General features: G+C 70.3%; 11 protein-coding genes. 4 read left to right on the plus strand and 7 right to left on the minus strand.

What is annotated here, in order from left to right; all coding sequences use genetic code 11:
- Positions 1-18: 18 nt before the first annotated feature.
- The gene (locus DEJ19_RS16635; RefSeq protein ID WP_111046490.1) at positions 19-690 is read left to right on the plus strand and encodes a hypothetical protein; all 672 of its coding nucleotides are present in this window, start codon (positions 19-21) and stop codon (positions 688-690) included.
- On the opposite strand, the gene DEJ19_RS16640 is transcribed toward DEJ19_RS16635, so the two are convergent.
- Positions 655-1,677, minus strand: coding sequence for a glycerophosphodiester phosphodiesterase family protein (locus DEJ19_RS16640; RefSeq protein ID WP_111232663.1), 1,023 nt, complete (start codon positions 1,675-1,677; stop codon positions 655-657). The genes DEJ19_RS16635 and DEJ19_RS16640 overlap by 36 nt on opposite strands.
- 105 nt (positions 1,678-1,782) lie before the next feature.
- On the opposite strand from DEJ19_RS16640, the gene DEJ19_RS16645 reads away from it, so the two are divergent.
- Together DEJ19_RS16645 and DEJ19_RS16650 are read left to right on the plus strand one after the other, a co-directional pair.
- A complete protein-coding gene (locus tag DEJ19_RS16645) occupies positions 1,783-2,796 on the plus strand; it encodes a DUF817 domain-containing protein (RefSeq protein ID WP_111232662.1) in 1,014 nt (337 codons plus the stop codon).
- 31 nt (positions 2,797-2,827) lie between these two features.
- On the plus strand, positions 2,828-3,691 hold the full coding sequence (locus DEJ19_RS16650; RefSeq protein ID WP_071404645.1) for a Bax inhibitor-1/YccA family protein: 864 nt from the start codon (positions 2,828-2,830) through the stop codon (positions 3,689-3,691).
- Positions 3,692-4,106: 415 nt separating this feature from the next.
- Here DEJ19_RS16650 and guaA read toward each other — a convergent pair whose 3' ends face one another.
- The 5 genes from guaA to DEJ19_RS16675 are packed head-to-tail and all read right to left on the minus strand — an operon-like array spanning position 4,107 to position 8,908.
- Positions 4,107-5,687, minus strand: coding sequence for a glutamine-hydrolyzing GMP synthase (gene guaA / locus DEJ19_RS16655; RefSeq protein ID WP_110863189.1), 1,581 nt, complete (start codon positions 5,685-5,687; stop codon positions 4,107-4,109).
- On the minus strand, positions 5,684-6,130 hold the full coding sequence (locus DEJ19_RS16660) for a DUF3817 domain-containing protein (RefSeq protein WP_111232661.1): 447 nt from the start codon (positions 6,128-6,130) through the stop codon (positions 5,684-5,686). The genes guaA and DEJ19_RS16660 overlap by 4 nt, the downstream gene beginning before the upstream one ends.
- Before the next feature lie 10 nt (positions 6,131-6,140).
- Positions 6,141-6,917 carry an SURF1 family cytochrome oxidase biogenesis protein gene (locus DEJ19_RS16665; RefSeq protein WP_111232660.1) on the minus strand — a complete coding sequence of 259 codons (777 nt, stop codon included), beginning with the start codon at positions 6,915-6,917 and terminating at the stop codon, positions 6,141-6,143.
- Positions 6,918-6,922: 5 nt separating this feature from the next.
- Positions 6,923-8,374: a cation:proton antiporter gene (locus tag DEJ19_RS16670; protein WP_111232659.1), complete on the minus strand. Its 1,452-nt coding sequence runs from the start codon at positions 8,372-8,374 to the stop codon at positions 6,923-6,925.
- A 3-nt stretch (positions 8,375-8,377) separates the two neighbouring features.
- A complete protein-coding gene (locus DEJ19_RS16675; RefSeq protein WP_017885470.1) occupies positions 8,378-8,908 on the minus strand; it encodes a cation:proton antiporter regulatory subunit in 531 nt (176 codons plus the stop codon).
- 75 nt (positions 8,909-8,983) lie between these two features.
- Between DEJ19_RS16675 and DEJ19_RS16680 the strand changes: the two genes are divergently transcribed.
- Positions 8,984-9,484, plus strand: coding sequence for a hypothetical protein (locus tag DEJ19_RS16680; RefSeq protein ID WP_146250616.1), 501 nt, complete (start codon positions 8,984-8,986; stop codon positions 9,482-9,484).
- Between the two features lie 238 nt (positions 9,485-9,722).
- On the opposite strand, the gene DEJ19_RS16685 is transcribed toward DEJ19_RS16680, so the two are convergent.
- Positions 9,723-11,609: a glycerol-3-phosphate dehydrogenase/oxidase gene (locus DEJ19_RS16685; protein ID WP_071404640.1), complete on the minus strand. Its 1,887-nt coding sequence runs from the start codon at positions 11,607-11,609 to the stop codon at positions 9,723-9,725.
- Between the last annotated feature and the right edge of the window lie 49 nt (positions 11,610-11,658).

Consider the following 11,658-nt stretch of genomic DNA (forward strand, 5'->3'; position numbering starts at 1 on the left):
GTGCGGCAGGATGGCGCCGTGGCGATCACACCGGACCGACCTGACGTCTTCGTGCTCCCTGCGATGTCGGCCGCGGTCCCCACCACCCAGGACGTCCTCTGCATCCTGCCTCCGGACGGGCGCGACGACCCCGCCGCGATCGTCGAGAGCCACCGTCGGGCCCGTGCTCAGCGGTCTCGACAGGACACGGCGGGGTGCCTGGTCCCGCTGTCGGTCGGCCTGGTCACCGCTGGGCTGTGCCTGGCCGTACTCGGGGCCCTCGCTGCGTCGACGTTCCCGAGGAGTGCCCGGCTCCTCGTCGCCGTCGTGGTGTTCCTCGTCGTCTCGTCCGCCGTGGCGGTCCTCGTCGATCGCCGGCGGCGCCGACAGCCACCGGTGCAGGCCCTCCCGGTGACACCGATCGACCCTCGGGTCGCCCGTCTCGCGCCCGGGGACCTGCCCGCGGCCGAGGTCATCCGTGCCTCGGCAGTCCTGCAGGCGCTCGACCGTGCGCGTGCCGACCTCCGGAAGGGCGAACACGACGCCGACCTGACGGACGCGCAACGGACGGTCTCGCCCGGCGACCGGAGCTCGTGGTTCTACCGGCCCGAGGACCTGGCCGGGCTCCGCGCCGCTGCCACGTCCGCACGCGAGGAGGCCCTCGAGGCCCTCCGGTCAGCCGGCATCCCGCTCGAGGCGCTCGAGGACTGACCGGGCACGCACCGCCAGGTCGGGGTGGTCGGCGAACACCCCGTCGAGTCCGGTGCGGATCACGGACGTGAACCACCGCTCCCAGTCGCCGAAGGCCGCGACGTCGCCGCCACGACGCAACGGCGACGGCAGGAACCGGTTCTCCGGCCGGAGAGTCCACGTGTACACCGCGAGCCCGGCGGCATGGGCGCGGTCGACGATCGCGCTGCGCACCGGCGTCGGGTCGTCGAGCGCGACGCTGTCGACGCCGGCCATCAGGGTGCCGAGGTCGACGCTGATGCCGTGGAACTCGGTCGCGAACGACGCGAGCGCGTCCTCGGAGCGCTCGGCGGCGTAGGTGGGGGCGAGCGATCCGTGGGACGCGACCTCGTCCGCGGCGCTGCCACGGGCCTCCTGGAGGTACACGAGCCGACCACCGGTCCCCCGTTCGCGCAGGTCGCGCAGCACGCCCTTCTCGAAGCTCTCCACCGTGAGCCGCTCGTCCTGCCGCCACCCGGCCTCGCCGAGCGCGGCGTCGACGAGTGCACCCATCGGGAACCCGGCGCGGTCGAAGGACGCGGCGTGCTTCACCTCGGCGACGAGCCCGACCGGGCGGGGCGCCGCGTCGAGGATCGCGAGCAGGTCGACGAGCCGCAGGATCGGTTGCGCACCGTCGTGCTCGGCGGATCCCGGACGCAGCACCGGCAGGCGCTCGCGGGTGCGGAGCGTCTGCAGCTCGGCCCACGTGAAGTCCTCGGTGAACCAGCCGGTCAGGGGCTGGCCGTCGACGGTCTTCGTCGTGCGCAGGTGCCGGAACTCGGGGTGGTCGGCGACGTCCGTGGTGCCCGAGACCTCGTTCTCGTGCCGGAGCACCAGCACGCCGTCCCTCGTGGGCACCAGGTCCGGTTCGATCGCGTCGGCGCCGAGTTCGATCGCGAGCTCGTACGCGCTCCGCGAGTGCTCGGGGCGGTAGCCGGACGCACCGCGGTGGGCGATCACGAGGGTCATGGCGCGACCCTACTTGCCGTGGGTGACCAGCGGGCACCTGTGTCGCGGGACACACGCGTCGCTCCGAGGCCCGTCGTTCCCAGCGACGACGCCGACCATCACCGCATGACCGTCCGTTCGCTCTCCACCGCCGTCGAGGCCCGGATCGACCGCGCCGCTCGCCGCCTGCTCGACGCCGGGCATCAACCGCACCGGCCCGTCCGGGTGTTCGTCACCGAGTTCCTGGTGTTCGGCGCGAAGCAGGCCTGGGCGTGCGCGTTCGGGGCGCTGCTGCTCGCGACCATGGCGGTGGTGCACCTGACCGTGCCCGCGGCGATGCGGAACGACGTCCTGACGATCGCGGCCGTGCTGCTGCAGGTCGGGATGCTCGTGTTCGGGCTCGAGACCGTGCGGGAGCTCCGGGTCGTCCTGCTGTTCCACGTCGTCGGGACCGCGATGGAGGTGTTCAAGACCCACATGGGCTCGTGGACCTACGAGTCGAGTGGGCTGTTCGTCGTCGCCGGGGTGCCGCTGTTCTCGGGGTTCATGTACGGCGCCGTCGGGTCGTACATGGTGCGGGTCTACCGGCTGTTCGACCTGCGGTTCGACCGGTACCCGCGGCAGTGGCTGCTGGCGGTCGTGGCGGGCGGGATCTACCTGAACTTCTTCGGCCACCACTTCGTCGCCGACGCCCGGTACGTGCTGCTCGCGCTCGTGCTGCTGCTCTTCGCCCGCACGACCATGCACGTCCGGATCCACCGGGCGACGCTGCGGATGCCCGTCCTCGTGGCGATGGCCCTCGTCGCGGTGTTCATCTGGGCGGCGGAGAACGTCGCGACCTGGGCCGGGGCGTGGAGCTACCCGGCGCAGCTCGCGGTGTGGCAGCCGGTGGCACCGACGAAGATCGTGGCGTGGTTCCTGCTCATGACGATCTCGGTCGCGCTCGTCACCTGGCTCTACCCGGCGCTGCCGTCGGGACGGGCGCGCTCGACGGGCTCGGCTGGCTCGACGGCGGACTCTCGACGTCCTCGGGGCGCGCGTGCAGCGGGCGACCCTAGGCTTCCCTCGACGGAGCCCGCTGGGCCCGCGTCCGCTCGCCGCGAATCCTCAGCCTTCCGCGACCGAGCGCCCCTAGGCTGAGAGGACTCGAATCTCCTAGGAAGAGGACACCATGGCCTTCAAGCCCGGTTTCGACCAGTCCCCCGCCTTCAACGCACAGGGGGCAAACACCTGGGGCGGGCGCGGTGCTGGTCAGCAGCAGGCCGGCTGGGGACAGACCCCGCAGCAGGCCCAGGGCGGCATGACCCCCGAGCAGCTGCAGTACATGTACGACCGCCCGACTGCGTCCCCGGTGGACACCGACCGCATGTCGTACGAAGACACCATCGTCAAGACGCTGCTCGCGTTCGGCGTGCTCGTCGTCGGCGCGGTGGCCGGTTGGAACCTGCCGCCGGTCGTCTGGATCGTCGCGGCGGTCGTCGGCCTCGTGCTCGGCCTCGTGAACACCTTCAAGAAGAAGCCGTCACCGGGTCTGATCCTGACGTACTCGTTCGTCCAGGGTCTGTTCGTCGGTGGCATCTCCGGCGCGTACAACTCGATGTGGGGTGGCATCGTCACCCAGGCGGTGTTCGGGACGCTCGGTGTCTTCGCCGTGACGCTCGCGCTGTTCGCATCGGGCAAGGTCCGCGCCACACCGAAGGCCACGCGCTTCTTCCTCGTCGCGATGGTCGGGTACATGGTGTTCTCGCTCATCAACCTGGTCCTGATGTGGACCGGAGTGACGGACACGGCGTTCGGCGCACTCGGGATCACGATCTTCGGCATCCCGCTCGGTGTGATCATCGGCATCCTCGTCGTGGTGATGGCGGCCTACTCGCTGATCCTCGACTTCGACCAGATCCAGACCGGTGTCCGTCGTGGCGCTCCCCGGATCTACGCCTGGACCGCGGCGTTCGGCCTGATCGTGACGATCGTCTGGCTGTACCTCGAGATCCTGCGCATCCTCGCCATCGTCGCGAGCAGCTCGCGCAACTAGTACCACCGCACACACGAAGGGCCCCGGCGCCGCCGGGGCCCTTCGTCGTTCCCGGGCCGGTGGACGCGCGAGCGGCGGCGGTCCCGGCGGTCACAACACCCCGCCGAACGACCGCCGAGTGGTCACGAAGTGTCGTCCGGGCCGGGGCCAGCCGACAGTTCGTGACCCCTCGGCACCGGGCCCGCGGGGTGTCGTGACCACTCGACGGCCCCGGCAGCGCCCACGCCCACAACTCCAGCCGCCCGAGGTCGCACAACACGCCGCACGCGCAGCGCCCGGGTCGCGCGGACTGCCGTCACACGTCCCGGCAGACGGCAGTTCGTGCGACTCCGGCACCGACCCCGGCGCCGCCCACGGACGCACGAAAGCCCGGCACGCGTGACGCGTACCGGGCCTTCCGTTGCTCAGGGGAGCCCTACTCCCACTCGATCGTCCCCGGCGGCTTCGACGTGACGTCGAGCACGACCCGGTTGACGTCGGGCACCTCGTTCGTGATGCGGTTCGAGATCTTCGCGAGGGTGTCGTACGGCAGACGCGTCCAGTCGGCGGTCATGGCGTCCTCGGACGAGACCGGACGGAGCACGATCGGGTGTCCGTAGGTCCGGCCGTCGCCCTGCACGCCCACGGAGCGGACGTCGGCGAGCAGCACGACCGGGCACTGCCAGATCTCCTGGTCGAGACCGGCCGCGGTGAGCTCTTCGCGGGCGATCTTGTCGGCCGCGCGGAGCAGTTCGAGCCGCTCCTTCGTGACCTCGCCGACGATGCGGATGCCCAGGCCCGGGCCGGGGAACGGCTGACGACCGACGATGACCTCGGGCAGCCCGAGCTCGCGGCCGACCGCGCGGACCTCGTCCTTGAACAGGGTGCGCAGCGGTTCGACGAGCTCGAACGTCATGTCCTCGGGCAGGCCGCCGACGTTGTGGTGCGACTTGATGTTCGCGGTGCCTGCTCCGCCGCCGGACTCGACGACGTCGGGGTAGAGCGTGCCCTGCACGAGGAACTTGACCTCGGCATCGGAGTCGGAAGCCTGGGCCTCGAGCACGAGTGCCTCGGCTGCGCCCTCGAACGTGCGGATGAACTCCCGCCCGATGATCTTGCGCTTCTGCTCGGGGTCGCTCACGCCGGCGAGGGCGTCGAGGAACTGCTGCTCGGCGTCGATCGTGATGAGCCGGACACCGGTGGAGGCGACGTAGTCCTCTTCCACCTGCTTCCGCTCGTCGGCACGCAGGAGCCCGTGGTCGACGAAGACGCAGGTCAGCTGGTCGCCGACGGCCTTGTGCACCAGGGCTGCGGCGACGGCTGAGTCGACACCACCGGAGAGCCCGGCGATGACCCGCGCGGAGCCGACCTGCTCGCGGATGCGGGCGACCTGCTCCTCGATGACGTTGCTGGAGTTCCAGTCGCCGGGCAGACCCGCGGCTCGGTGCAGGAAGTTCTCGAGCACGGCCTGGCCGTACACGGAGTGCTTCACCTCGGGGTGCCACTGCACGCCGTAGAGCTTGCGCTCGTCGGACGCGAACGCCGCGACGGGCGTCGATGCGCTCGAGGCGAGCACCTCGAAGCCGGCCGGTGCCTTGGCCACGGAGTCGCCGTGCGACATCCACGTCACCTGGTCCGCCGGCTGGTCGCCGAGCAGGGTGCTGGTGCCGGGGGCGAGCGTCACGTCGGTGGCGCCGTACTCGCGCAGACCGGTGTTCGCGACCTCGCCACCGAGGGCGGTCGCCATGGCCTGGAAGCCGTAGCAGATGCCGAGCACGGGGACGCCGAGGTCGAGGATGTCACCGTCGAGGGACGGCGCGCCTTCTTCGTACACGGACGACGGACCACCGGACAGCACGATGGCCGCCGGGTCCTTGGCGCGGACCTCGTCCGCGGTGATGGAGTGCGGCACGATCTCGCTGTAGACGTTCGCTTCACGGACCCGACGCGCGATGAGCTGCGCGTACTGGGCCCCGAAGTCGACGACGAGGACGGGACGCTGTTCGGTCTCGCTCACCGAGCGGCCTCCTTCTCACGCTGCTGGGCAGCGATCAGCTCGTGGTAGGTGTCCATGGCCCGCTGCTGCATGCGGTGTTCGACCACGAAGGACATGAACGGGATGATGCCCCCGAGGGCGATGAGCAGGAAGCGCGACGGCCTCCAGCGCATGATGCTCCACAGACGGAAGTCCGTGAAGAGGTAGAGCACGTACAGCCAGCCGTGGGCGATGAGGATCGCGATCGACAGGTTGAACGTGCCCGGGGTCTCGCCCGCCGTGCCGTTGGGCACGAAGAACGGACCGTTGCCGAGCTGCATCTCGAGCTGCAGCGGCGTGTACTTGATGATGACCTCGACCACCAGGGCGAGCAGCAGCACACCGGTGATGTACGCCGAGACGCGGTACCACTTCACCGCCCCCGGGATCTTGGAGATGTCACGGGTTCGGACGGTCAGGGCCATGCCGGCAATCCTACCGTCGGAGCGAGTCGGCTTCGGTGGCGAGGGCTGCCTCGCGCTCCTCTTCCTGCTCGCGCTCCCAGGCGTCCTTCACGAAGCGGTACCAGAGGAACACGGCGAAGCCGGCGAAGACGACCCACTCGATCGCGTAGAACAGGTTGAGCCAGTCGAACTGGACCTCGCGCGACGGTGCGCGGTCGGCGATGGTGCCGAGGTCGGCGGCCTTCGCGGTGGTGCCGTCGGCGACGACGTACCCGAGGTACATGCGGTCGTCGAAGGCCTGCCAGGTGTTCACGAACCGGGCGGGGGCGACGGCGGAGTACTCGCCCTTCTTGTAGGCGTCCTGGTCGGGCGACTCCGCCGGGTAGTAGCGGCCCTGGATCGTGAGCGTCTGGCCGTCCGCCAGGCGCTCGCCCCCGGCGACGGCGGCCGACCGCTGGTCGGACCACCCGATGACGACCGGGAGGCTCGCCCCACCGTCCGAGTCCACCAGGTGTCCGACGGTCTGGTACTTCCCACCCCCGGTGCGGCCAGTCAGGACGGTGGTGTCGTCGGCGACGAAGGTCCCGGTGACGGTGACCTTCTGCCCGGCGAGACTCTCGCTGACGGGACGCTCGGGGGTGGTGACCGCCTCGAGCGTCCGGCGGGTCTCGGTGGTCGCCGGCAGGGGCTTGCCGTTGGCGATCGACCGCTCCAGCTGCCACTTGCCCAGCCCGGCGAACACCGCCGCCAACACGAGCGCCAGCAACAGCAGCGCGATCCACCTCGGTCGTCGGGCAACGGCCCACATCTGTATCAGTACTCCGGATCGCGCTGTCGGACCGGGCGCTCGGGGCGCTCGGCGGGGATCTCGACCGGCGACGTCACGGGGGCGGACGTCGGCTCGGACCCTTCATTGTCTCGCTCGTCCCTGCCAGCAGCCTCGACGAGCGCGAACTCCTCGGCGAACTGGCGGTCCCGCTCGGCCTTCCGCGCCGCGGCGGTGGCGTCCGCCTCGGCCTCGGCCGCTTCGGCGCTCTCGGCAGCGGCTGCCGCGGCGACGGCACGTCGGCCGCCCAGGCGTCCGCGCAGGCGGATGAGCCGACCCGGGCGCACCACGAGGCGGCCGATCCGGTCCGAGTTCACCGCGAGCAGCGGCCCGAGGACGGCCATGCAGAGGACGTAGAGGCCCGCGAAGGCGGTGATCCGCGCCTCCAGCCCGGCGGCAGCCGACAGCGTCGCGAGGATCAGCGCGAACTCGCCACGGTTCACCAGGATGACGGCGGTGTTGATGCCCTGCTGGACGTTGAAGCCGTTCATCCGCGCGACGATCTGGCCGGCGACCGCGTTGAGCACGACCGTCATGCCGATGGCGCCGAGGACGGGCCAGAGCACCTCGCCGAAGGTCGACAGGTCGAGGCCGAGCCCGAAGTTGACGAAGAAGAACGCGGCGAAGACGTCGCGCATCGGCAGGGCGAGCTGTTCGATGCGGTCGCGGTACCGGGTCGCTCCGCAGAGCAGGCCGATGACGAAGGCACCGATGGCGTCGGTCACGCCGAGCAGGTCGCCGATGCCACCGAACATGACCGCGAGTCCGAAGAACAGCACCGTGAACAGCTCGTCGTCACGGGTGGCGAAGATCTTCGAGACCCACTTGCCCGCGAAGCGCGCGAGCGTGAACATCACGATGAGGAACCCGAACGCGAGAGCCAGCTTGCCGACCACGGCCCAGAGGTTGGTGTCACCGGACAGCACGACGGAGACGATCGCCAGGTACACGGCGATGAAGACGTCCTCGATCACGGTGACGCCGAGGATCATCGGGGTCTCGTCGTTCGCCAGGCGCCGGAGCTCGATGAGGAGCTTCGTCACGATGGCGCTCGAGGAAGTCGCCGTCATGCCCGCGATGATCAGGGCTTCACGGGTGCCCCAGCCGAGCGAGAACCCGAAGGCGAACCCGACGCCCATGTTGATGACGACGTAGGTACCGCCCGACACCAGGAGCTTGCCGGCGTTGCCGTAGAACTCCTCTTGGTCGAACTCGAGCCCGAGGTTGAACAGCAGCAGGATGAGCCCGAACGTCGCGATGAGCTCGATCGTGTGGGACTCGACGCTCAGCCCGAACCACGGCGTGTTCGGACTCGCGACGAGTCCGACCACCATGTAGATCGGGATGGCGGGCAGACCGATGGTCTTGCCGAGCCGGCCCAGGACGTAGGCGATGACGAAGAGCACACCGATGGTGAGCAGCTCACCACCCAGGTGCATGCGCTAGCTCTTCCGCGGGGCCTCGGCCGAGGCGGCCGCAAGCTCTCCGCTGCGGTAGAAGGAGAACGCCTTGGCGACCTTCTCGGGGGATCCGGCGACGACGATCGTGTCGCCCGGGAAGACGACGAAGTCCGACGAGGGCGCCGGGTTGGCGCTGTCGCCACGGACCACGGCGACGACGGTCAGGCCGATGAAGCCCGAGTCGTGCAGGTCGCCGAGGGGCTTGCCCGCGATGGCGTCGTCGTAGTCGACGGAGAACCAGTCGATCGACAATCCAGGGATCTCGTCGAGCTTGTCGAGGCCCTCGGTGATCCGGGTGCCGCCGAGGAGTTCGGCGAGCGTGTGCGCTTCGTCCTCGCTGAGACGCAGCGAGACCTTCTCGGACTTGTCCGCGCCGTCGGAGACGTCGGCGAACGAGATGAGGTCGGAGTGCCCCGACCGGTGCGTGATGACACCGCACTTGCCACCGTCGTCGGTGTAGAAGCTGTGCAGCACGCCGACTCCGGGGAGTTTGACGCGATGGACGTCGACCATGATGGCTCCCTCTTCGAGTACCCCCATGCTAACCACCCGGTGACCCCGCGCATTCCTCCCGCTACTGTTCTGTGGATGGGGAGAACACGGATCGTCGTGGCCGTCGTCGGGGTGCTGGTCGTCGCGCTGTACGCAGCACTGCTGGCGGTGGACGCACTGGTGCTGGACCCGCTCGCCGCGGTCCCCGGAGCGAGCCTCGCCGAGATCCACGGGCGCCTCGACGCACAGGGGTTCCACGTGCAGACCGACATCGTGGTCGTGATCGCGCTGGCCTCGGTCGGTGTCGTGCTCGCCGCCGGGCTGTCGGTGCTGTTGCTCGTCACCCGGGCACCGACCCACGTCATCGCCGCAGTGCTGCTGGCCGTGGTCGTGCTGGGTGGTCCGGCGTCGTTCTGGGGTGGGTTCGCCCTCGGTATGGACGTCGCGGACGGCTTCGGCACCGACGGTGGTGACCACACGGTCTGGGCCGGCGTGCTGTACGTGACGAGCCTCGTCGCGCTGATCGCGATCCCCGTGGTGCTCGTGGCCGGCGAGCGGCGCCGTGGCCGCGCCGCCCTGCGGCCGCACGCCGCCTGACGGACGCACCACGGGCCTCCAGTCCGGTCTTCCGTCCTTCCGGTCTGGAGGCGCGGGTGGCCTCCGCAAGACGCCGTCGTCTTGTCGAGACGCCTCGTCGACACCGAGACGCCGCCGGATCCGGCGGCGTCTCGACGACCAGACGGCGTCAACGCGACACGACGGCGTCCTGTTCAACCCGCAGACGCCGGCGTCTCGGCGACACGACGGCGTCTGCTGGCCTCGCTACTCCGGCTCGCTACTCCGGCTCGCTCGTCTTCTCGCCGACGACCTGCTCGTCGGACGCCTTCGCGCCCTCGGCGCCGTCCGAACGGCCGCCGCCCACGACCACGTCGTCCTCGTCGAAGCCGAACGCGATGTCCGGGGCCTCGAGCCGCACGCGGTCCGCGCTCTCGTCGTCGGGCTGCAGCTGCGACTCCCGTTCGGCGGCGACGCGCTTCAGGTAGTTCGCGACCTCGTGCTCGGTCGTCTCCTGGTCCCAGCCGAGCACGTCCGCCATGAGCTTCGCGGCGACGGGCGCCGCTGACTCGCCGCGGTCCCACGCCTCGATGGAGATGCGGGTGCGACGGGCGAGGACGTCCTCCAGGTGCAGGGCGCCCTCGTGCGAGGCGGCGTAGACGACCTCGGCGCCGATGTAGTCATCGGCCCCCGGCAGCGGCTCGGCGAGTGCCGGGTCCTGCTCGACGAGCTGCAGCACCTCGGTCGCGAGGGTCCCGTAGCGGTTGAGCAGGTGCTCGATGCGGACCTTGTGCACGTTGAAGCTCCGTGCGGTGCGGGCGCGTCGGTTCCACGCGGCGGGGTAGCCCTCGGCGCCGAGGAGCGGGATGTCCTCGGTCGTCGACTCCGGGATCCTGCCGTCCATGGCCGCGACGGCCTCGTCGATGGCGTCCTTGCCCATCACGCGGTACGTCGTCCACTTGCCGCCGGCGACCACGACGAGCCCGGGCACGGTGTGCGCGACGACGTGCTCGCGGCTGAGCTGCGAGGTCTGGTCGGACTCCCCCGCCAGCAGCGGGCGGAGTCCGGCGTAGACGCCCTCGACGTCCTCGCGGGTGAGCGGGACGGCGAGCACCTTGTTGACGTGCTCGAGGATGTAGTCGATGTCCGCCGCGGTCGCTGCGGGGTGCGCCTTGTCGAGGTACCAGTCGGTGTCGGTCGTGCCGACGAGCCAGTGCCGACCCCACGGGATGACGAAGAGCACGCTCTTCTCGGTGCGCAGGATCATGCCCGTGTTCGACTGGAACCGGTCACGGGGGATGACGAGGTGGACGCCCTTCGACGCCCGCACCTTGAACTGGCCGCGGGTGCCGATCATCGCCTGGGTGTCGTCGGTCCAGACACCGGTGGCGTTGACGACCTGCTTCGCGCGGATCTCGAACCGCTCGCCGGTCTGGATGTCGTGGGCCTGCGCGCCGACCACGCGCTCCCCGACCTTGATGAACCCCTCGATGCGGACGCGACTCGCTGCCTCAGCGCCGTACGAGGCGGCGGTGCGCACGAGGGACGCGACGTAGCGCGCGTCGTCGACCTGGGCGTCGTAGTACGTCATGCCGCCGACGAAGGCGTCCTTCTTGAGGCCGGGCATGTTCCTGAGCACCTGCTTCCGGCTGAGGTGCCGGTGGTGCGGGACGCCGGGCGGACGGCCGCCGGACCAGCTGAACACGTCGTACATCGCCATGCCGATGCCGATGTAGAAGCGCTCCCAGACCCGGTGGTTGAGCGGGTAGAGGAAGCGCACGGGCTTCACCAGGTGCGGGGCGATGCGCTGGAGCAGCAGGCCTCGTTCGATGAGCGCCTCGCGGACGAGTGCGAAGTTGAGCTGCTCGAGGTAGCGGATGCCGCCGTGCACGAGCTTGGACGAGCGGCTCGACGTCCCCGAGCCCCAGTCACGGGCCTCGACGATGCCGACGCTCAGGCCGCGGGTCACGGCGTCGAGCGCACTGCCGGCACCGACGATCCCGCCGCCGACGACCAGGACGTCGAGCTCCTTGGTCTTCAGCGTCTCGATCGCGGCCGCACGTTCGTCCGGCCCGAGCTTCGCCGCGGGGTCAAACCCCACGCCGGGCGTGACGTCACGCGGACGTCCGGCCGTGCTGGTCTGCTTCGTCGTGCTGGACTTGGCCATCGTCGCCTCCGGGTCACGGTCGGCGCCGTGGCGTCACCCGGGTTCGTGC

The organism is Curtobacterium sp. MCSS17_016 (assembly GCF_003234255.2).
GTDB lineage: Bacteria > Actinomycetota > Actinomycetes > Actinomycetales > Microbacteriaceae > Curtobacterium > Curtobacterium flaccumfaciens.

Bases quoted from the DNA above. Each gene is read 5' to 3' on its own strand.
- DEJ19_RS16640 (WP_111232663.1), bottom strand. From the start codon at position 1,677: ATGACCCTCGTGATCGCCCACCGCGGTGCGTCCGGCTACCGCCCCGAG.
- DEJ19_RS16645 (WP_111232662.1), top strand. From the start codon at position 1,783: ATGACCGTCCGTTCGCTCTCCACCGCCGTCGAGGCCCGGATCGACCGC.
- DEJ19_RS16650 (WP_071404645.1), top strand. From the start codon at position 2,828: ATGGCCTTCAAGCCCGGTTTCGACCAGTCCCCCGCCTTCAACGCACAG.
- DEJ19_RS16660 (WP_111232661.1), bottom strand. From the start codon at position 6,130: ATGGCCCTGACCGTCCGAACCCGTGACATCTCCAAGATCCCGGGGGCG.
- DEJ19_RS16665 (WP_111232660.1), bottom strand. From the start codon at position 6,917: ATGTGGGCCGTTGCCCGACGACCGAGGTGGATCGCGCTGCTGTTGCTG.
- DEJ19_RS16670 (WP_111232659.1), bottom strand. From the start codon at position 8,374: ATGCACCTGGGTGGTGAGCTGCTCACCATCGGTGTGCTCTTCGTCATC.
- DEJ19_RS16675 (WP_017885470.1), bottom strand. From the start codon at position 8,908: ATGGTCGACGTCCATCGCGTCAAACTCCCCGGAGTCGGCGTGCTGCAC.
- DEJ19_RS16680 (WP_146250616.1), top strand. From the start codon at position 8,984: ATGGGGAGAACACGGATCGTCGTGGCCGTCGTCGGGGTGCTGGTCGTC.
- DEJ19_RS16685 (WP_071404640.1), bottom strand. From the start codon at position 11,609: ATGGCCAAGTCCAGCACGACGAAGCAGACCAGCACGGCCGGACGTCCG.